This window comes from Desemzia incerta, from assembly GCF_900115825.1.
GTDB lineage: Bacteria > Bacillota > Bacilli > Lactobacillales > Carnobacteriaceae > Desemzia > Desemzia incerta.
The window spans coordinates 105,936-127,399 of record NZ_FOXW01000004.1 but is presented as its reverse complement, the minus strand read 5'-3'; the positions used below and the strand labels follow the sequence as shown (position 1 = coordinate 127,399).

Sequence of the window (21,464 nt, the reverse complement as noted above, 5' to 3'; positions counted from 1 at the left end):
ATCAAAAACAGCTCTCTACTTTTTGTAGAAAGCTGTTTTTTGCGTTTTAATGAGTCAAAAATGGGTTGGTATTCAGTTCGTCTTTTACAGTCGTAGCATCCCCGTGGCCAGGGAATAAAACTGTGTCTCCGGGCAATGGCGCAATATGTTTGTGGATTCCAGCGATCAAACTTTCGTGGTCGCCATAAGGGAAATCACTTCTTCCTACGCTGCCTTTAAAGATCACGTCTCCAACGATCGCAAAGCGACTATCTTTAAAAATGAATACTGTACTGCCTGGTGAATGACCTGGAATGTGCTGCATGTCAAAGTGGAATTCGCCGATAGAATAAGGACCCATTTCTTCCAAATATACATCTGCTGGTTGAGTGCTGGCAATATTCTCCATGCCAGGATGATTCCCTGAACCATTTTGAGCGGGATCAACCAGCCATCCTTTTTCAATAGGGTTTTGATACACCGGTATTTCATAAGCATCTCTGATTTCATTCAAAGCTCCAATATGATCGTAATGCGCATGCGTCAAAACGATAGCAATAGGATTCAATTCATTTTCTTCGATTACATTTTTCAATGTGTCCGGTTCTGCCCCTGGATCAAAAATGATGGTGTCGCGGTTATTGTCTCCGACCAAAAAATAACAATTCTCTTGGAGCTGTCCAACTGTTGCTACATATAATTCCATTCTTCCTGCCTCCTAAAATTCATTTGTTTCCAGTATAAAGGATTTGCTGGAGGTTGTCTTACAAAAGAGAGATTGCATAAGAGATGCCTAAGAATTTTTGCAATAAACTTTCTATCCAATAAAAAAAGTGCTACAGTTAACTGCAAAAGGACTTACTTTGAATTAGTAAAAGGATAATAAAAAAGTGAATGTCTTGTAAGAGGAAGTTTTTGTTAAGGATAGAGAGGGGAATATTTAATGAAATTAAGTGTTTTAGATCAAGCTCCAGTGACCCACGGAAATACAGCTGCAGATGCCTTATTGAAAGCAGAAGAGCTGGCAATTTTAGCTGACGAATTAGGTTATGTACGGATGTGGATGGCAGAGCATCATGGTACCGAAAACTATGCTAGTTCTGCTCCGGAGATCACGATCGCTCATTTGGCGGCTAAAACGAAAAACATCCGTTTGGGCACAGGCGGAACGATGATGATGCACTACTCTCCTTTGAAAATGGCTGAAGTATTCAAAACATTGAGTGCTTTTGCTCCAGGAAGAATTGATTTCGGAGTAGGAAGAGCTCCGGGTGGAGACCACGCGTCTATGTTTGCCTTGGCTCAAGGGAATCGTCCGCAGCTGGACAATATGTATGAAAAGCTGGACGTTTCTCTGCAATTATTGAATGATGAAGTTCCGCAAGATGAGCTGTACAACAAAACTATCGCCACTCCAAGTCAAATCGTTGTACCAGAGGCATGGCTACTCGGTTCTAGCGGAAGCAGTGCTGTTCAAGCTGGTCGCAGAGGAATCGGCTACTCATATGCGCAATTCTTTACTGGCTACATGGATAAAGGAGTTCTAGACCAATACCGGAATTCATTTGTGCCGAGTGCATTCATGGAAAAATCTGAAATCAATGTGGCTTACATGGTAACAGCTGCAGAAACGACTGAAGAAGCTGAATACGAAGCGTTGCCGCAAGATATTGTTCGCTTATGGATGTCTCAAGGAAAAATGGGGCCGATATTGACTCCGGAAGAAGCGCAAAATTTCCCGCTGACAGAAGTAGACCGAATGAATATCCTAGAAAGCCGTTCGCAACATATCGTAGGATCTGCTAAAGAAGTTGCAGCGGAATTGACACGTCAACAAGAACATTACGGATTCGATGAAGCTATGATCTGCAGCATCCCGCATTCACAAGAAAAACGACTAGACACTTACCGCTTATTAGCGAAAGAATTGCTATAGTTGCAAATGAATACTCAAAAAAAGCGAAGAGCCGCGTGCTTTTCGCTTTTTTTGAGTATGAGGTGGTATTCTGATTCAAAGCTGATTACCTTTTCGGCCATCAGGCGGTTTTTCTTTCGCTTCATGGCCGGAAATGGCCGAGGTGTCGGCCATGGTGAACTGAATTTACCTGCTCATGGCTGTTTTCTGTTATCTCCTCGGCCATGAGCCTTCAAAATGCTTCGCTCATGGCCGAAACAAGATCTAAACAAGAAGGAAACACTGAATAAAAGTCTTTAATAAAGATGCGCTCTTAGGTAATTATCTTTTTTCTGCTATAAGAGAGTCAAAGCTGATTACCTTTTCGGCCATCAGGCGGTTTTTCTTTCACTTCATGGCCGGAAATGGCCGAAATAAGATCTAAACAAGAAGCAAACACTGAACAGAAGTCTCTAATGAAGATGCGCTCTTAGGCAATTATCTTTTTCTGTTATAAAAGAGGCAAAGCTGATTACCTTTTCGGCCATCAGGAGGTCTTTCCTTCGCTTCATGGCCGGAAATGGCCGAGAAGTCGGCCATGGTGAAGGAAACTTACCTGCTCATGGCTGATTTCAGTCAACTCCTCGGCCGTGAGCCTTCAAAATGCCTCGCTCATGGCCGAAACAAGATCTAAACAAGAAGGAAACACTGAATAAAAGTCTTTAATAAAGATGCGCTCTTAGGTAATTATCTTTTTCTATCCTAGTTAATTCAAAGCTGATTACCTTTTCGGCCATCAGGCGGATTTTCCTTCGCTTCATGGCCGGAAATAGCCGAGATGCCGGCCATGGGGAACAGAATTTACCTGCTCATGGCTGATTTGCATTGTCTCCTCGGCCATAAGCCTTCAAATTTCCTCGCTCATGGCCAAAACACAACACAAAAATCTGTCGTCACACAAGAAATAGTAACCAACAATGAAAAAAGCCTGCCAAATGCATCATGACGCATTTGGCAGGCTTTTAAAAACCGATTATTTAGTAGCTCCTTCTGTAATTCCTTGAATGATGTGTTTTTGCAAGAACATGTAAAGCAGGATGATCGGGATGATTGCAAGAACCAATCCGGCCAACGCTAATTCCCATTGGATCGTGTATTGTCCGAAGAAATAGTACATTTGCAAGGGGATAGTATACATGCCATCTTTATTGATCACCAATGAAGGCAGTAAGTAGTCATTCCAAATTCGAATAGAGTTCAAAATAATGACGGTAACGGTTGTCGGCTTCAATAATGGGAAGACGACGCGCCAGAAGATTTGGAACGGATTGGCTCCGTCTAAAATAGCTGCTTCGTCTAGTGATTTTGGTACCGATCTTAGCGCACCGAAGTACAGAAAGATCGACATACTGGACCCGAATCCTAAGTTCATGAACGTCAGTCCCACTCTGTTCAGCATATCAAATCGACCAAATAAGCTGACTAAAGGAATCATCAAGGATTGAAAAGGGATCAGCATCGTGATGGCACAAATAAAGTAGATGACTGAACTCATTTTGCCGGGATAGCGAGACAACGCATAGGCCGACATAGAGGAGAACAGTACGATCACGATGATACTGGCTACTGTGATCATTAATGAGTTCATGAAACTTTCAGTATAATTTAAATCTTCATAGGCTCTTGGGTAATTTTCCGTAGTGGTTTCATTTGGCCAGAAAAGAGTGTTGGTAAAGATTTCTCGTCTCGTTTTGAATGAGTTGATAAAAATCAGTACAAATGGATAGATCCAAGTCAGAGAAGCCACTACGCCTAAAATGATGATCAACCAGTTATGCATTTTTTCAGATTTCATAGGTCAACTTCTCTCTTTCGTGTGTAGTAAACTTGCGTCAATGAAATAGCTGCGACTAGTAAGAGATAAAGAATCCCTTTAGCTTGAGCGTATCCTTGCTGGTATTGGAAAAAGGCCGTATTATAAATGTTCATAGCCACCATTTCAGTAGAACCAAAAGGAGCTCCATTTGTTAACGCTAAGTTTTGGTCATAAACTTTAAAAGCATTAGCCAGCGTCAAGAAGAGGCTGATAGTAAAAGCAGGCGCCAACATCGGCAGTTTGACTCTCCAAAAAGTCTGCCAAGTGTTTGCTCCATCAATAGCTGCGGCTTCATTGATATCTGCCGGGATACCGTTCAAGAATGAAATATAAATGATCATGATATACCCGCTCATTTGCCATAAAAAGACAATGACCAGACCCCAAAAACCTGTGCTGGTATCTGCTAACCAACCGCTGAAAGCACTCAGTCCTGTCAATTGTGCAATCCCTTCAAAAGCTTTGACAAAGATGAATTGCCAGATAAATCCTAGAATGATTCCGCCCACTAAGTTAGGCATGAAAAAGATCGTACGGAAAAGATTGCTTAAACGACCAGTTTTTTGTGTGACTAAAAGCGCCATAGCTAAACCGATCACGTTGACCCCAATAACGGAAACGACTGCAAATCGAATCGTGAACCATAAGCTATGCAAAAACTGATCATCGCTAAGTAAACGTCGATAATTTTCCAGACCGGTAAAGGCCATGTTGTAGCCGTCGGAATCTGTAAATGAAGTATAAATTCCATAAAGTAAAGGAATGAAGATCACTAATGATACAGCTAATATGCTGGGGAATAAAAAGGCCCAATAGAAATATTTCTCGTTTTTTCGTTTCATATGGATGTTGCTCCTTCGCTTTAGGATAAAAAAACAGACACACAGGAAATAGACGGTAAGGCTGATCTATTTCCCGTTATCTGTTAGAAGAAAGTTAGCGCATATCTGCGAAGCTTTTGGAAGTGTTGGCTTCAAAATCTTCCCAGCTGATGTCGCCGTTCAAATATTTTTGGTATTCAGGGAAAAGAACTTGTTGGAACCAGCCGTCAGGATATTGTTTGTGCGTCATAGCGCCCGTTTCTCCATCTAATAACGCTTGATAGATTTGTTGAGAGACAGGGTCGCTGATGCTGTCCACTTCATATCCCTCTTGAGCTGGAACGAAGTTGAACTCCTCAACGATAGCTGTTTTTCCTTCTTCAGAAGTGTACATCCAGTCTATAAATGCTTTAGCTTCTTCTACAACAGCTTCGTCAAGATTTTTATTGATTCCGATGTACCATGGAGCTCCTGCAATGATTTTACCTGTTTCATCGTTTTCACCAAATACAGGCAAGATACCCATTTTATTAGCGGCAAATTCAGGATCAATACCGTTTAAAGTAGGAACGATCCAGTTCCCTTGGTGGACCATTGCTACAGCGTCATTGATGAAGAGTTCTTCTACAGAACGACTGTAATCGATCGTTAAAATAGGTTGAACGTTATACTGATTGAATAAGTCTGTATATTTCTTCATTTGGTCGCCGTATTCCCAATTCAATTCAGTTGCACTGTAACTTTCTAAAATACTGTTGTCGTATTCAGGAGAAGTAAAGTTGGCAGAAAATTGGTTAGCGATGTAATTTTCTGCCCCGCTAAAAGCAAAAACAGCATCAATTCCTAACTCTTCTTTTTGGCTGTCCAATGTTTCTACAGCGGTTACAAAATCGTCATAGCTTTGGATGTCGTCTGGATTGACACCGGCTTTCTCAAAAATTTCTTTATTGTACATCCAGCCGAAACCTTCAATATTCATCGGAACTCCTAATGGAACGCCATCAATTGTACCGCCTTCCAACATGCCGTCAATAACAGTATCCGTCATTTCCAATTCAGTAACATCTAATAAGGAATCGCTATAACGCTCAACTTCAGGCAATCCCCCAAGCATCATCAATGCCGGTTCATCTCCCGAGGAGAATTTAGCTTGAAGAGCTGCTGAACCTTCCCCGCTCCCTACCGTAGTGATGTTCACACGAACATCTGGATTTTGTTCTGTATAAGTATCCACTAAATCTTGCAGCTGAGTAGTGATTTCAGGCTTTTGACTGAAAAATTCTACCACTACTTGTTCACTGTCGCCGCCAGATTCATTTGAACCTCCGCCGCACGCAGCAAGAAGTGTTGTGGTGAATAAAAGAGTCATTCCCAGTTTTTTTAACTTTGTCATTATGTTTAACCTCCTCGTGATAAGTAAGTAATAAGTAAAATGAAACAATTATTCACAGACACAGCAAAAGAACCATTAAAAAATGGATCAGACGTCAACTTCCGGTTGAAATGTAGAATGAATGATGGAACTAAACTCCTGAAGGGGAAAAGCGAAGTTGATGTTTTGTTGCATCATGAACACCTAAATAGTAACAAAATTGGTGGCGTATTCATAACGATATGATTTGAGAAATAATTTATTGATTTGCAAAGGTGGTAGCGCTACAATGATTGCAGCTATAAACAATAAGAATTTTTCATATAGGAGAATAAAATGGCGAAAATAGTTTTCTTTGATATTGATGGTACATTGGTCACGCATAACAATTCGATTCCAGATTCCACCAAAAAAGCGATAAAAAAGCTGAAACATAATGGGATCGTCCCTGCTATTTCAACAGGTAGAGCACCTATTTTGATGCGAGAAATCGCAGACGAACTCGCTATTGATACTATAATTACTCTTAATGGACAACATGTAGTTTATGAAGGAGAAGTCATTTATAAGCGCCCTTTATCCAATGAATCAATGAGTCGATTGGCTAAAGAAGCTCACAACAACAAACAAGGCATTGCGTTTTGCGGCAGCGATAAAATCACGGGCAACTCAGCGATCAAATTAGCAAATAATGGTCTGATTAAGCGCGTTCGTCCGTTTTTGTCAAAATTAGCTCCTAGAAAAGCGATGAAGTTTGTAAATCATCGTTTATCTACCAAACCGGTTGACCCTAGTGAATACGAAAGTCATCAAGTGTATCAATGTATTTTAAATGCAGACGAATCTTTTGATGCTTTTTACGAGGAGGAATTTCCGGAATACACGTTTACCCGTTCTAATCCTTACTCTATGGATGTCATCAGCAGAGGAGGCTCGAAAGCTGTCGGGATCCAAAAAATCATTGAACACTTAAATATCGGCATTGAAGAAACAGTAGCTTTTGGAGACGGATTAAATGATTTAGAAATGATTGAAACAGCAGGTATCGGTGTGGCGATGGGGAACGGAAGAGACGAGTTGAAGCATAAAGCTGATATGATCACAGATACGGTTTGGAACGACGGTATCTATAAAGGTTTGGACAAATTAGGATTGCTTTAGAAACAGCTTTTCGTGGATTTTTTGACTAATAAATAGACGGTCAATCTAATAAGAATAAAAGAATGATAAGTTTCAGGCCTCTTAACGTAGAGGTCTTATTTTTTTCATTTCAAATGATGAAGAGGAAATGAGAGGCGAATCATTTGGATTTTTCTGAGAAGAAATTATAATAAAATTAGGCATTGAAACCGCCTGCAGTCCAGTTAGTTTTTAAGAAAAAGCTGTAAAAGGCACTCCGTTTTTTCACATCATTACTACGCACCATTTTTCATGTGTTCAAGTACATACATTCAACTATAAAATCTTTCCTAGGGGGTAAAAAAATGAAAAAGAAATTAGGGCTATTATTTTCGAGTACATTGAGTTTAATTTTACTAGCAGCTTGTTCAGGAGGAGGAGAAGAAGCTAGTTCAGAAGATTTTGCCAGCGCAGATGACAACACATTGACTGTCTGGGCTTGGGATACCAACTTTAACATTCCAATCATGGAAAAAGCAGGGGAATATTACGTTCAAGATGGAAACGAAGAATTTAAAATAAATATTGTTGAGATGTCTAATGAAGATACCAAACAGAAATTGGTTTCAGGCTTTACATCAGGCGTTTCAGAGGGGCTGCCGGATATCGTTTTGATGGACGATTACGATGTGCAAAACTACATTACGAATTACGAGGGCAAATTTACTGAATTGTCAGAGGATATCGATTTCAGCCAGTTTGCTGAATATAAAGTTGATAATGCTACAAAAGACGATGGGGTATATGCTCTTCCATTCGATTCAGGCTCGGCCGGTTTGTATTACCGCACCGATTATCTAGAAGAAGCGGGCTACTCACAAGAAGATATGCAGGATTTAACGTGGTCTGAATTTGTGCAGATTGGAAAAGATGTGAAAGAGAAAACGGGCAAATGGTTCGTAGCGTTCATTCCAAACAGAGGTACTCACTACATTCAAATGGCGATGCAATCAGCAGGCTTGTGGTATTTTGATGAAAATGGAGACATTTATTTGAAAGACAATCCAGCTGTTCGTGAAATGGCAGAGATCTTGAAAGAAATTGAAGAAAATGAATTAGCGAAACCAGTGGACTACTTTGCTCCAGAAGGAATCGGGGCAGTGACGAGCGGGGAAGTTGCTGCAGTCAATTCAGCGATCTGGTTCTCAGCAACCATTCGCTCGGCAGAAGATCAAGCGGGCAAATGGGCTTACACCAATGTTCCTCAATTGGAAACGGTAGAGACAGCTACTCCATACACTAACTTAGGTGGTGCGAGCTGGGTCATCCTAGAAGAGTCGCCAAATAAAGACTTGGCAATCGACTTCATGAAAACCGAATTTGCCGGAAACGACGAGTTTTATCAAGACATCTTAGTGGAAAATGGGGCAGTAGGAACCTATTTGCCTTCACAAACGGGAGAAGCTTATCAATTTGAAGATCCGTTCTTCAATGATGCGCCAATCTACAAAGACTTTTCTGAATGGATGGCAGAAATCCCAGGTGTAGACTACGGAAACAACACGCAAGCTGCGGTAGATGCACTGCGCTCTGTATTACAAGGGTATTTTGACGGCTCCATGACGTTAGACGAAATGTTGGAAAAAGCCGAAGAAACTTACACGATGCAAGTAGGACAATAGCTGAACGCATCAACATCAATCAATAGGTCGACAGCCAATCAGTGGGGCTTTTACCTCACTGATTGTTGTGTCATTAAAACTAATTTCGTACAGCAAAAGGAGGATGGATATGCAAATCCGGTCAAAAGACAAACGTGGACGCCGGCAAAATCAGGATGTCTGGAAATTCATTATCTTTTCCGTCGTGTTAAGCAGCGTGTTCCTGCTTTACCCGATTTTGTATTCTATTTATCTGTCCTTACATAATATGCAAGGACTGCAATCCGTATTCGTTGGATTCGGGAATTATCTGCGCATGTTCCAAGACGACATATTTTGGAAAGCGCTGATGAACAACTTTACATTTTTGATTTTCCAAGTGCCGATCATGGTCGTTTTAGGATTGTTGATGGCGTTCTTGTTGAACACGCCGAATTTGAAAGGGCGGACGTTCTTTAAACTCGCGCTGTTCCTACCCTGTGTGACATCATTAGTATCTTACGCTGTATTGTTCAAAATGATGTTTCAAATGGGCGGAATCGTCAACGATACCTTAATGGCTATCGGAATTGTTCAAAACCCGATCGATTGGCTGAACAGTCCTTTCTGGGCAAAAGTGACCGTCATCATAGCGCTATGCTGGCGTTGGACAGGGTACAACATGATTTTCTATTTAGCAGGTCTGCAAAATATTTCGGATGATACTTTAGAAGCTGCCGAAATTGATGGAGCCAACGGATTCCAAAAGTTCTTCAAAGTTGTGATTCCGCAACTGAAACCGGTCATCGTCTTCACAACGATCACTTCAACGATCGGAACGATTCAATTGTTTGATGAAGTCGTCAACTTGACGGGCGGCGGGCCTTCAAATGAAACGTTGACAGCAGCCCAATTGATCTACAATCATTCATTCATTTACACATCTAATTTTGGCTATTCAGCTACTTTATCTTGGGCGTTAGTCATCATTATCGCTATTTTGTCGATTATTCAACTGAAAATTTCCAATAGAGAATAACCCATAACGGCGAAGGGAGGAGGAAACATGAAAAAATTAACCAGTCTATTAAAGTATACGTTTTTGATCATCAGTTCCTTTATTTCCATTTTCCCTTTTTACTGGATGATCGCAGGAGCGACCAATACCGCCAACCAAATAGCGGAAGGGAAATTAACTTTTGGCGATCAATTATTCGTTAACTTGCAAGATTTGTTTGGAGCTTATGATATTCCGCTGATCATGTGGAATTCGCTGAAAATATCAGGCGTCACAGTCATTTTAAGCCTAATCATCACTTCATTAGCCGCTTTTGGATTTGAAAAATTCACCACCAAGACCAGCGAGTTGATTTATGGACTCATCCTTTTATTTATGGTGATTCCATTGGCGTCATTAGTGATCCCGCTGTTCAAAATGATGGCTGGATTACAATTGGTCAACCAGCATTTAGCAATCATCTTGCCGGCGATCAATAACTTGTTTTTGATTTTCTTTTTCAGACAGAACTTCAAGTCTTTTCCAAATGAGATTATTGACGCCAGTAAAATAGAGGGAGCCAGCAACTACGAGATCTTCTTCAGAGTTGTATTTCCGATGATGAAATCGACTTACGCAGCCGCAGCGATCTACGCGTTTATGAATTCATGGAACAGTTACTTATTGCCGTTGATTTTCTTGCAAACGGAAAACAAATATACCATGACGTTGCTAATCTCAAGTCTTTCTTCCGCTTCATACGTTGCCAATTATGGTACGCAAATGGTCGCGATCATCATTGCGACGATTCCAACCTTGATATTGTTCTTGTTTATGCAAAAAGGCTTCGTAAAAGGAATGACAGGGTCGTTAAAAATGTAACGGCTCATTTTTGAAAAAAAATCTTGACGTTCACTATGAAAATAAGTATGATTTTAAATGGGCTCGCGCTATTTGGTGAGAGCAAAATAAAATGAACTTGACTCCCTGTTCCGATTGTATGGAATGGGGATTTTTTTGTTTTATTTCTCCTCTATATTCAAACTAGGGGGATTTATCATGACAAAATATATATTCGTAACCGGAGGAGTCGTTTCTTCCATTGGAAAAGGTATCGTAGCAGCTTCTTTAGGGAAATTATTGAAAGAGCGCGGACTGAACGTCACGATCCAAAAATTCGATCCATACATCAACGTGGATCCAGGAACAATGAGTCCTTATCAACACGGAGAAGTATTCGTAACGGATGATGGTACAGAAACGGATCTAGACTTAGGTCACTATGAGCGTTTTATCGACATTCGTTTGAATCAGTATTCCAATTTGACGACCGGTAAAATTTACTCGTCCGTGATCCAAAAAGAACGTAAAGGCGAATATTTAGGTGGAACAGTCCAAGTCATTCCCCACATCACCGATGAAATCAAAGATAAGATCGTTCGTGCCGGAGAGTCGACCGGTTCTGATATTGTCATCACGGAAGTCGGCGGAACTGTTGGAGATATCGAGTCGCTGCCATTCTTAGAAGCTTTACGTCAAATGAGGAAAGACGCTGGAAGTGACAACGTGCTGTATATCCATGTGACATTGGTTCCTTATTTGAAAGCTTCAGGGGAATTGAAAACCAAACCGACACAACACAGTGTGAAAGAATTGCGCAGTTTAGGTATCCAGCCGAACTTGTTAGTCGTGCGTACAGAAGAAGACCTGCCTCAATCTGTTAAAAGCAAACTGGCTAGTTTCTGCGATGTCGAAGAAGAAGACATTATTGAAAACCAAGACGTGAACTCTATTTATGAAATTCCGTTATTGCTGAAAGAACAAAAAATGGACGACAACATTTTGCGCAAATTAAATATCGAAGCTCCTCAAGCTGATATGGCTCACTGGGAACATTTAGTAGACAATATCACTCATTTGGAAGACACAGTCCGCATCGCGGTCGTTGGGAAATACGTAGAGTTGCCGGATGCTTATCTATCTGTAGTTGAATCGTTGAAACACGCAGGCTACCAGACCAAACACAAAATCGATATCGATTGGGTGAACTCTGAAGAAGTAACGACAGAAAACGTGGCCTCACGATTGAAAGATGCAGACGGAATTTTAGTTCCCGGCGGATTCGGTCATAGAGGATTGGAAGGAAAAATCGCAGCGATCCAATTTGCCCGTGAAAACAAAGTGCCATTCTTAGGGATCTGTTTAGGAATGCAGTTGGCAAGTATTGAATTTGCCCGTAATGTGGCTGGATTGAAAAATGCCCATTCTACAGAAACACATCCAGGCGCTGAACATCCGATCATCAGCTTGATGGCGGATCAAGATGAGCAAGGCGACTTAGGTGGAACACAACGTCTAGGCTTGTACCCGTGTGAGTTGAAAGAAGGGTCACTGGCGCGTTCGTTGTACCAAAAAGAATCGGTTGAAGAACGCCATCGCCATCGTTATGAATTCAAAAACGATTACCGCCAAGTGCTTGAAGATAAAGGGATGGTCTTCTCCGGATTATCTCCAGACGGACGCTTAGTAGAAGTGATCGAGTTGGCTGATCATCCATACTTCATTGCCAGCCAATACCACCCAGAATTTCTTTCCAGACCAAATGCACCACACCCATTGTTCTTAGGATTGATTGAAGCATCGATGAAAAAATAGCAAGAGTGTGAAAAAAGGCGTTTAGCCCCATATCCATTCATGAAGAAAGCTCGAGTGGTCGATGACCACCGAGCTTTATTTGTGAAATGGATGTTGGGGCTGCCTTTTTGAGCACGTTTACGAATTCAATATTCGTAAACTATTCCCCTTTCGCTTTTTTGATTACTCTTCAATAGGTTCTAAATCTAAGAAAGCATCATCTGTTTTAAACAAAAGAGCATTCACTTCGTCCCTGAACAATCGATTTCCTAAAACAGTCAATTCGTAATGAATCTTTTCATCTACTTCAATCGTGATGGTATCATCTTTTCGGCGCACTTCGTAATTTTCATAAACTTTCCCGTTTTCAAATGGAAAATCAATGATATTAGCCGGATCCCAATAGCTGTAGTCTGTTTCGATTCCCTGTTCAGAAAACATCAAGGTAACTGGTTCAGTAGCCTGAAGTAAAATTCCTTCACCTTCAGCTGTACTGTGCCATTCGTCGTTGAAAGCTCCTTCATTTGAACAAGCGGATAAAAATAGTCCTATCATCAATACACTAAGAAAAACCCATAAACTTTTTCGCTTCATTCTTATTCCCCCTTAGGATAACTATAGCACCAAAAAGTGCAAACGTTTTGTATTGGGTCATATATGACAATGTACAAGGTTTGCCTGAATAAATGAGAAGAAGTAGACGATAGAAGAGAACAATTAAAACGACAAATCAAATTGTCTCTTAAAATCACTTAATCAGTATCTCAAGCTGGCAGCCACAATCAAAGAAGAAGTCGCATAACACTACAGTTCTGTGGTATACTATTCAGGAATGATTTTTGAAAAAATCATAAAATACGCAGTTATAAGAAAGTAACTATTGATATAACTTAAATCCCATAATGAATGTATAAAAGAAGACAAATGATTGATTTGATTACTTATAAGGAGGATTTCCCGTGGCAGATAAAGAAACATTTTATATTACGACCCCGATTTATTACCCAAGTGGAAAATTGCATATTGGAAATGCGTACTCAACGATTGCATGTGACGTTATGGCACGTTACAAACGTATGAAAGGGTATGACGTATTTTATTTGACAGGAAGCGACGAGCACGGTCAAAAAATTGAGCAAAAAGCTGAAGAATTAGGTGTTTCTCCTCAAGAATACGTAGACGGTATGGCTGAAGGAATGCAAAAATTATGGAAAACCTTGGACATCAGCAATGATAAATTCATCCGCACAACAGATCCGATTCATGAAAAAGTTGTCGCAGCTATTTTCGAGCGTTTCTTGGAGCAAGGCGATATTTATTTGGACGAATACGAAGGCTGGTACTCTGTTCCGGACGAAACATTCTATACTGAAACTCAATTAGAAGATGTCGAACGTGATGCAGAAGGTAACGTCATTGGCGGAAAATCACCTGACAGCGGACATCCGGTAGAATTGGTCAAAGAAGAATCTTACTTCTTCAAAATGAGCAAATACGCTGACCGTTTATTGAAATACTATGAAGAGCATCCAGATTTCATCCAACCAGAATCGCGTAAAAATGAAATGATCAATAACTTTATCAAACCAGGTTTGGAAGACTTAGCAGTTTCTCGTACAACTTTCAGCTGGGGAGTAAAAGTTCCAAGCAACCCTAAACACGTTGTCTACGTGTGGATCGATGCATTGGCAAATTACATCACAGCAATGGGATACGGTACGGACGACGACGAACTGTTCAACAAATTCTGGCCTGCAGATGTGCATATGGTTGGAAAAGAAATCGTTCGTTTCCATACGATTTACTGGCCAATCATGTTGATGGCATTAGATTTGCCATTGCCGAAAAAAGTCTTCGGACACGGCTGGTTATTGATGAAAGACGGTAAAATGTCTAAATCTAAAGGAAACGTTGTTTATCCAGAAATGCTGGTTGAACGTTACGGATTGGATTCATTGCGCTACTACTTGATGCGTGAAGTTCCATTTGGAAGTGACGGAGTGTTTACTCCAGAAGACTACATTTCACGAATCAACTATGATTTGGCAAATGACTTAGGAAACTTATTGAACCGTACTGTAGCCATGATCAACAAATACATTGGCGGCAAATTGCCGGCTTATAAAGGTGTTCAAACGGAATTTGACGCAGACTTAAAAGCTCTAGCGGACAAAGTCGTTGAAGAATACCAAATGGAAATGGACAATATGCAATTCAGCAGTGCATTGAGCCATGTCTGGACATTGGTTTCTCGTGCGAACAAATACATTGATGAAACTGAACCTTGGAAACTGGCTAAAGATGAAAGCAAAGTGGAAGAGTTGTCTAACATCATGGTTCATTTGGCAGAAAGCTTGCGCGTAACAGCAACGTTGTTACAACCATTCATGACACATTCTCCAAAAGAGATCTTCACTCAACTAGGTATGGAAGATGCAGCCGGTTCATGGGAGACCGTTGAATTTGGTTCAATGAACATCGAAACTCAAGTGGTTGCTAAAGGAACTCCGATTTTCCCACGTTTGGAAACGGAAGAAGAAGTCAACTACATCCAAGAGCAAATGGCTGGCGGAACTCCTGCTGTTGAAGAGGAAGAGGCTGCAGCAGAATGGAACCCAGAAGAAACAGAATTGGTTTCTATCAAAGATAAAGAGATCAAATTTGATGCTTTTGAAAAAGTAGAATTGAAAGTAGCAGAAGTTATTGAGTGCTCAAAAGTTGAAGGAGCCGACAAGCTCTTGAAATTCCGCTTAGACGCTGGAGACAAAGGACACCGTCAAATCCTATCCGGAATTGCACAATGGTATCCAGATCCAGAAGCATTGATCGGTAAAAAAGTCATTATCGTAGCCAACTTGAAACCACGCAAAATGCGCGGCGAAATCAGCCAAGGCATGATCCTATCCGCTGAAAAAGACGGCGAACTAAAAATCATCGAAGCACCAGCAGACGCGCCGAACGGATCAGAAGTCGCTTAGAGATTCAGAGCGTGGAGTGAGGCGTTTAGCTCACCGTACATCTCACATCAACGACAGTTTGGGTTCTTTCCAAACAGTCGCTGATGTGAAATGGTAGTGTGAGCTGTCGAACGCAACGCGTTTAAGAGCAGAGCGTATAACCCAACGGAAAAAATTATAAAAGTCAGCCAATAAGAAACTCTAAAAGTAAGGGATGGGATCAATTGTCCCAGCCCTTCTTTGGGTTTACAGTTTGAGAGAAAGGATAATGTAGTTATGTTATTTGATACACACACACATTTGAATGCTGTGCAATTTGATGAAGATGTTCCTGAGACAGTTCAAAAAGCTGCTGAACACGATGTAACCAGAATGGCAGTTGTTGGATTTGATACAGAAACGATCGACAAATCACTTGCCTTAAGTCAACAATACGATCACATTTACAGCATTGTCGGCTGGCACCCAACGGAAAGTCATTCCTATACGGACGCTGTCGAAGAAAAGCTGTACCACCAATTGCAATTGCCGAAAATCGTTGCTATGGGCGAAATGGGCTTGGATTATCACTGGCCGGATTCGACGAAAGAAGAACAATTCGAAGCTTTCCGCCGCCAAATCAGGATCGCTAAAGAATTGAAACTTCCAGTATCGATCCATAACCGTGAAGCGACTGAAGATGTTTACAAGATTCTAAAAGAAGAACACATTGAAGATATCGGCGGAATCATGCACAGTTTTGGCGAAAGCATAGACTGGATGGAGCGTTTCTTGGATTTAGGCATGCATATTTCATTGAGCGGAGTGGTCACTTTTAAGAATGCTCCTGAAGTACGCGAAGTAGCAAAAGCTGTTCCATTTGATAAATTATTGATCGAGACGGATGCGCCTTACTTGGCTCCAGTTCCTTTCCGCGGCAAACGCAACGAACCAGCTTATGTTAAATATGTAGCGGAAGAAGTCGCGAAACAACGCGGCATTTCGTATGAAGAAGTTGGACACCAAACGATGATCAATGCCAACAGATTATTTGGGTTAGATGCATGAAAAAAATAAAAGAGATCATTGTTGTAGAAGGCCGAGACGATACCCGCCGTATTAAAGAATCCGTTATTGCGGATACGATCGAAACAAACGGATCAGCTATCAACGAACAAACATTGGCGTTGATTGAAAAGGCGCAGCACGATCGAGGCGTGATCGTGTTTACGGACCCTGATTACCCAGGCGAGAAGATACGCAAAACGATTTCTCAAGCGATTCCCGGTGTGAAGCATGCTTTCTTAACGATCGACGAAGCTCGCCCTAAACACAAAGGTAGCTTGGGTATCGAACACGCAACGCCTCAAAGTATCCAAGAAGCGCTGGCAAAAGCTTACACGCAAACAATCGACCAAGAGGAATTGATTCCTAGAGAGTTGCTGATCCACTTAGGATTGACTAGCGGACCAAACGCCAGTCAATACCGAAAACAACTTGGTGACGCGTTGAAAATCGGCTATACTAACGGAAAACAACTTCAAAAACGATTGCAAATGTTTCAAATTACACCCGAGACCCTGATTCAGACAATGGAACAAATAATGGAGGCACAACAAAATGAATCTTAAAGACATCGCAACTCCGAGCAGAACAAAAGAAATTTTACAAAAACATGGTTTTTCACTGAAGAAAAGTTTGGGACAAAACTTTATTGTTGAACCCAACATTTTAGCCAGCATCGTAAAAGCTGCTGGACTAGATGAGCATACAAATGTCATCGAAGTTGGACCAGGGATTGGTGCATTAACGGAATATGTAGCGCGTAGCAGTAAACAAGTGGTTGCATTTGAGATTGATGACCGATTGATTCCAGTGCTGGAAGACACGTTGAGTCCTTACGACAACATTCGTGTCGTGCACCAAGATGTACTGAAAGCTAATTTGAAAGAAGTGTTAGCTGAAACAATTGATCTAGAGGAACCCTTAATGGTCGTTGCCAACTTGCCTTACTATATTACTACGCCGATTATTATGCACTTCTTAGAGTCGGAATTAAGAATCGACGGCTTGGTCATCATGATGCAGAAAGAAGTTGCAGACCGTATCACGGCAGCTCCAGGCAGCAAAGCTTATGGTTCGTTGTCAATCGCCATCCAATATTATATGGAAGCGGAAATAGCGTTCATCGTGCCGAAAACGGTTTTCGTACCGCAACCAAATGTCGATTCAGCGATCCTTAAATTGACTCGCAGAGACAAACCGGTTGTGGAAGTCAAAGACGAGAAATTCTTCTTTGAACTGATCCGAGCTTCATTTGTGCAGCGTCGTAAAACGATTTGGAACAACTTGCTGATTCGTTATGGCAAAACGGACGAGATAAAAGCAGAATTGACTGCTGGATTAGAAAAAGCAGGCATTGATCCGAAACGTCGCGGTGAGTCATTGAGCATCGCCGAGTTCGGCAAATTAGCAGACAGCTTACGAATCGAATTGTTAAAATAAGATTAAAACTAAGCGAGTAAAAAAGCTAAAACCTTTATTTATAGGTTTTAGCAGCGCTTTATTATTAGAGAAATATTATTTGTGCAAAATTATTTCTTATGATACACTTTAAATCTTTGCCTAAATGTGTTATAATAGAACATATTAGGTGAGGTGAATCTGAATGCCAATAACATTGGGAAGCATTAAAGAAAGCTTAGATTGTCGATTAGGTAAGAAGATTATGGTGACCGCGCAAACTGGTCGTAAGAGAAAGACAGAAAGAAAAGGTATTTTACGAGATACTTATCATTCCGTATTTGTAGTAGAATTAGACCAAGAAGAAAATGCATTTGAACGTGTTTCTTATAGTTACACGGACGTATTGACTCACGCTGTTGAAGTCGAATTTTTAGACGAAGAAGTTATGCAATACGCTTAAAACAGAAATAGTAAAACCAAAGTAGGCTGAACCTGATAGGTTTGGCTTTTTTTGTGCTCAGAAATACTCCTATTAAAAAAGCCATGAGCTAAGACAATTTGCTGCTCATGGCCGACCACATTCCTAAAACAGCCATAAGCATCTGAATGAAAGTTCTCATGGCCTAATCCACCGCTCAAAACGGCCATGAGACTCTTTTTCTGTTAGCTCATGGCCGTTTAAACCATCAGAGACCTTTCTTTAAGTCTTTAAAATATGCCCTTGGGTAATAAAACGATTTTGAATCTTTAACTAATCACCTTGAAACCTGATTACTCCTATTAAAAAAGCCATGAGCTAAGACAATTTGCTGCTCATGGCCGACCACATTCCTAAAATAGCCATAGCACCTGAATGAAAGTTCTCATGGCCCAATCCACCGCTCAAAACGGCCATGAGACTCTTTTTCTGTTAGCTCATGGCCGTTTAAACCATGACACACCTTTCTTTAAGTCTTTAAAATGTGCTCTTGGGTAATAAACGATTTTGAATCTTTAACTAATCACCTTAAAACCTGATTACTCCTATTAAAAAAGCCATGAGCTGAGAAAATTTGCTGCTCATGGCCGACCACATTCCTAAAATAGCCATAAGCACCTGAATGAAAGTTCTCATGGCCCAATCCACCGCTCAAAACGGCCATGAGACTCTTTTTCTGTTAGCTCATGGCCGTTTAAACCATGACACACCTTTCTTTAAGTCTTTAAAATATGCCCTTGAGTAGTAAACGGTTTTGAATCTTTGACTAACTAGCCTAAAACCGAATTACTCACATCAAAAACAATCGACAGCACCCATTACATTTCACTCATGGCCGACTATAGTAAAATTATCTATTCTCATCATTCAAAAGACGCAATATCTTAATAGTTTCATGAACTTTTCATGAGATTGACAACTCGTCCTTTTCAAAGCGGCTTTTTTCAGCTACTATATTTTACAGAGAAGCAAAAGAAAAGCAGAAAGGAGGAACGATCATGGAAATTATAGAAAAAGCGCCCGCTAAGATCAATTTGAGTCTGGATGTCCTTCATAAACGAGATGACGGCTACCATGAAATGGAAATGGTGATGACTTCGATTGATTTGGCGGATCGCTTAACGCTGAACTTACTGGATGAAAATCGCATCGTCATTGAGAGCAATAATGGCTTTTTGCCGTTAGATGAACGAAATATTGTTTACCGATCTGCACTAATGCTGCAGAAAGAATTTGATGTGCAACAAGGCGTTCATGTGTATATCGAAAAAAATATTCCAATAGCAGCTGGTCTTGGCGGCGGCAGCAGTGATGCGGCAGCAACATTGCGCGGATTGAATCGTTTGTGGAACTTGGGATTGAGTATGGATGAATTGGCTGAATTGGGTGCTAGAATCGGTTCAGATGTACCATTTTGTGTATATGGCGGATCAGCGTATGCGTATGGTCGCGGCGAAAAAATTGAACCGATTACTGAAATTCCTCAATGTTGGGTCGTATTGGTAAAACCACGTAGAGGAATTTCTTCATGGACTGTATTTGAAGGATTGGAAGTCGATACACTGACTCACCCCAACACAGAAGACATTTTAAGAGCCATAGAAGAGGTTAATTATGAAGAAATGACCAATTGCTTAGGAAATGCATTGGAAAACGTCTCGATTGTAAAACAGCCGAAAATTGAGCAGATCAAAGACAAGATGCTGCAGTTTGGGGCAGACACTGCTTTAATGAGCGGGACAGGACCAACGATTTATGGATTGTGTCAGAAATATTCACGAGCAAAACGCGTATTCAATGGGCTGAAAGGTTTTTGCAACGAGGTCTATCTAGTCCGCACGTTGAAGTAAGATAACCCGTAATGCTTACATTCTTTTAAATGAAAGATATAATTAAACTGAATAAGCAGTTGCGTCATCAAGATTGGGTAGATTGGAGTTTTAGACATGAGGACGAAGGAATTGATTACATTTGTTTTAGATATTGGTGAACAAATGCTTATCAGTGGAGCGGAAGTCAATCGAGTGGAAGATTCGATTACGAGAATGTGCAGCGCATACGGAGCGAAGCGCGTAAATGTGTTGACGATCACGTCAAGTATTTTAGTGACGGTAAAGATGGATGATGGCGAGATGTATACTCAAACGAGACGCATCAGATCTTATCTGACGAACTTGAATAAATTAGACAAATTAAATGATCTGTCGCGGTATATTTGCGACCATAAACCAGATTTGGAAGAGATCGAACGAAGAATCGAAATCGTCGATGAAGTAGGCACTTATTCTCCTAAACAACAATACGGGATCTATGCCTTGGTAGCTTCATCGTTTACTGTCTTCTTCGGAGGAGACGTCAGTGATGCAATAGTATCTGCATTGATTGGGATGCTGTTGAAATTAATGATGGGATTCATACGAAAAATCGACAAGAACACCGTGATCACAAACGTATTTTGTTCCTTTATCGTAGGCTTGGTCACGATCCTCTCCGTTAGTTTGGGGTTCGGGACCAATGTTGACCACATCATTATCGGAAACATCATGCTGCTGATTCCTGGATTAGCGTTGACAAATGCGATCAAAGACATCATCAGCGGCGATACAATTTCCGGATTATTACGGTTGAATGAAGCCTTTGTGATCGCCGTTTCGATTGCCTCCGGGTTCAGTTTGGCAACATTGCTGATGGGAGGTCTGGTCTAATGATGATGGATATGCATGACGTGATACAGATTATAGCCGCTTATTTTACTTCCGTATCATTTGCTTTGTTGTACAACATTCGAGGAAATGCGGTCAACTTGGCTGGGATCGGCGGGATGGTCTCTTGGGCACTTTACTTAGGGATCGGGTATTTTTATCCGAATGAAATCGTCCAATATTTCTTCGCAGCAGCATTGGTAACGTGGTATTCAGAGTTCATGGCGCGCAAATTAAAAATGCCCGCTGTAGTTTTCTTGTCTCCAGGAATCATTCCGTTTGTTCCCGGAAGAGGGCTGTACTACACCATGAGCTATGCATTAAACGGAGAGATGACCCTGTTTTCTGAGATGGGCATCGAGACGGTGACGATTGCTGTCAGTATTGCTGCAGGAATCATGGCCGCAGCTGCGATTTACCGAATCGTTCGAGGGATCGAGCGTTTCAACAAACGTAAAAAACGTACAGCTTAATAGAGATTAGATTTGAACAGGCAGGACTTGTCATATAACAGGTCCTGCCTTTTTTATGCGCAAATGGAAACCGAGTG

General features: G+C 41.0%; 19 protein-coding genes. 14 read left to right on the top strand and 5 right to left on the bottom strand.

What is annotated here, in order from left to right; all coding sequences use genetic code 11:
• Positions 1-46: 46 nt before the first annotated feature.
• A complete protein-coding gene (locus BM137_RS06265; RefSeq protein ID WP_092480315.1) occupies positions 47-685 on the bottom strand; it encodes an MBL fold metallo-hydrolase in 639 nt (212 codons plus the stop codon).
• A gap of 237 nt (positions 686-922) precedes the next feature.
• Here BM137_RS06265 and BM137_RS06260 point away from each other — a divergent pair, with 237 nt between their 5' ends.
• Entirely contained in the window at positions 923-1,915 is a 993-nt protein-coding gene (locus tag BM137_RS06260) for an MsnO8 family LLM class oxidoreductase (RefSeq protein WP_092480314.1), read from the top strand.
• 991 nt (positions 1,916-2,906) lie between these two features.
• Here BM137_RS06260 and BM137_RS06255 read toward each other — a convergent pair.
• The 3 genes from BM137_RS06255 to BM137_RS06245 all read right to left on the bottom strand — a co-directional run bounded on the left by BM137_RS06255 (position 2,907) and on the right by BM137_RS06245 (position 5,963).
• Entirely contained in the window at positions 2,907-3,728 is an 822-nt protein-coding gene (locus BM137_RS06255) for a carbohydrate ABC transporter permease (RefSeq protein ID WP_092480313.1), read from the bottom strand.
• Positions 3,725-4,591 carry a carbohydrate ABC transporter permease gene (locus tag BM137_RS06250; protein WP_092480312.1) on the bottom strand — a complete coding sequence of 289 codons (867 nt, stop codon included), beginning with the start codon at positions 4,589-4,591 and terminating at the stop codon, positions 3,725-3,727. The genes BM137_RS06255 and BM137_RS06250 overlap by 4 nt, the downstream gene beginning before the upstream one ends.
• A 94-nt stretch (positions 4,592-4,685) precedes the next feature.
• Positions 4,686-5,963: an ABC transporter substrate-binding protein gene (locus BM137_RS06245; RefSeq protein ID WP_092480311.1), complete on the bottom strand. Its 1,278-nt coding sequence runs from the start codon at positions 5,961-5,963 to the stop codon at positions 4,686-4,688.
• 315 nt (positions 5,964-6,278) lie between these two features.
• Here BM137_RS06245 and BM137_RS06240 point away from each other — a divergent pair, with 315 nt between their 5' ends.
• The 5 genes from BM137_RS06240 to BM137_RS06220 all read left to right on the top strand — a co-directional run bounded on the left by BM137_RS06240 (position 6,279) and on the right by BM137_RS06220 (position 12,353).
• Complete coding sequence (locus tag BM137_RS06240; RefSeq protein WP_092480310.1) at positions 6,279-7,103, top strand: Cof-type HAD-IIB family hydrolase; 825 nt, start codon at positions 6,279-6,281, stop codon at positions 7,101-7,103.
• 323 nt (positions 7,104-7,426) lie between these two features.
• Complete coding sequence (locus BM137_RS06235) at positions 7,427-8,743, top strand: ABC transporter substrate-binding protein (RefSeq protein WP_177192516.1); 1,317 nt, start codon at positions 7,427-7,429, stop codon at positions 8,741-8,743.
• Between the two features lie 109 nt (positions 8,744-8,852).
• Positions 8,853-9,740, top strand: coding sequence for a carbohydrate ABC transporter permease (locus BM137_RS06230; protein ID WP_092480309.1), 888 nt, complete (start codon positions 8,853-8,855; stop codon positions 9,738-9,740).
• Positions 9,741-9,767: 27 nt separating this feature from the next.
• Positions 9,768-10,580 carry a carbohydrate ABC transporter permease gene (locus BM137_RS06225; protein ID WP_092480308.1) on the top strand — a complete coding sequence of 271 codons (813 nt, stop codon included), beginning with the start codon at positions 9,768-9,770 and terminating at the stop codon, positions 10,578-10,580.
• Positions 10,581-10,757: 177 nt separating this feature from the next.
• On the top strand, positions 10,758-12,353 hold the full coding sequence (locus tag BM137_RS06220) for a CTP synthase (protein ID WP_092480307.1): 1,596 nt from the start codon (positions 10,758-10,760) through the stop codon (positions 12,351-12,353).
• A gap of 162 nt (positions 12,354-12,515) precedes the next feature.
• Here BM137_RS06220 and BM137_RS06215 read toward each other — a convergent pair whose 3' ends face one another.
• Positions 12,516-12,926, bottom strand: a complete 411-nt coding sequence (locus BM137_RS06215) for a hypothetical protein (protein ID WP_092480306.1) — start codon at positions 12,924-12,926, stop codon at positions 12,516-12,518.
• 365 nt (positions 12,927-13,291) lie between these two features.
• Between BM137_RS06215 and metG the strand changes: the two genes are divergently transcribed.
• The 8 genes from metG (at position 13,292) to BM137_RS06170 (ending at position 21,387) form a co-directional block, all read left to right on the top strand.
• On the top strand, positions 13,292-15,310 hold the full coding sequence (gene metG / locus BM137_RS06210) for a methionine--tRNA ligase (protein WP_092480305.1): 2,019 nt from the start codon (positions 13,292-13,294) through the stop codon (positions 15,308-15,310).
• Positions 15,311-15,565: 255 nt separating this feature from the next.
• Positions 15,566-16,336 carry a TatD family hydrolase gene (locus BM137_RS06205; protein ID WP_092480304.1) on the top strand — a complete coding sequence of 257 codons (771 nt, stop codon included), beginning with the start codon at positions 15,566-15,568 and terminating at the stop codon, positions 16,334-16,336.
• The gene (gene rnmV / locus BM137_RS06200; RefSeq protein ID WP_092480303.1) at positions 16,333-16,899 is read left to right on the top strand and encodes a ribonuclease M5; all 567 of its coding nucleotides are present in this window, start codon (positions 16,333-16,335) and stop codon (positions 16,897-16,899) included. The genes BM137_RS06205 and rnmV overlap by 4 nt, the downstream gene beginning before the upstream one ends.
• The gene (rsmA, locus tag BM137_RS06195; protein WP_092480302.1) at positions 16,889-17,773 is read left to right on the top strand and encodes a 16S rRNA (adenine(1518)-N(6)/adenine(1519)-N(6))-dimethyltransferase RsmA; all 885 of its coding nucleotides are present in this window, start codon (positions 16,889-16,891) and stop codon (positions 17,771-17,773) included. Before rnmV ends, rsmA begins: the two co-directional genes overlap by 11 nt.
• Positions 17,774-17,936: 163 nt before the next feature.
• On the top strand, positions 17,937-18,194 hold the full coding sequence (locus tag BM137_RS06190) for a Veg family protein (RefSeq protein ID WP_092480301.1): 258 nt from the start codon (positions 17,937-17,939) through the stop codon (positions 18,192-18,194).
• Positions 18,195-19,210: 1,016 nt separating this feature from the next.
• Entirely contained in the window at positions 19,211-20,062 is an 852-nt protein-coding gene (ispE, locus tag BM137_RS06180; protein ID WP_092480299.1) for a 4-(cytidine 5'-diphospho)-2-C-methyl-D-erythritol kinase, read from the top strand.
• Positions 20,063-20,158: 96 nt separating this feature from the next.
• A complete protein-coding gene (locus BM137_RS06175) occupies positions 20,159-20,917 on the top strand; it encodes a threonine/serine exporter family protein (protein WP_092480298.1) in 759 nt (252 codons plus the stop codon).
• On the top strand, positions 20,917-21,387 hold the full coding sequence (locus BM137_RS06170) for a threonine/serine exporter family protein (protein ID WP_092480297.1): 471 nt from the start codon (positions 20,917-20,919) through the stop codon (positions 21,385-21,387). The genes BM137_RS06175 and BM137_RS06170 overlap by 1 nt, the downstream gene beginning before the upstream one ends.
• Positions 21,388-21,464: the final 77 nt, after the last annotated feature.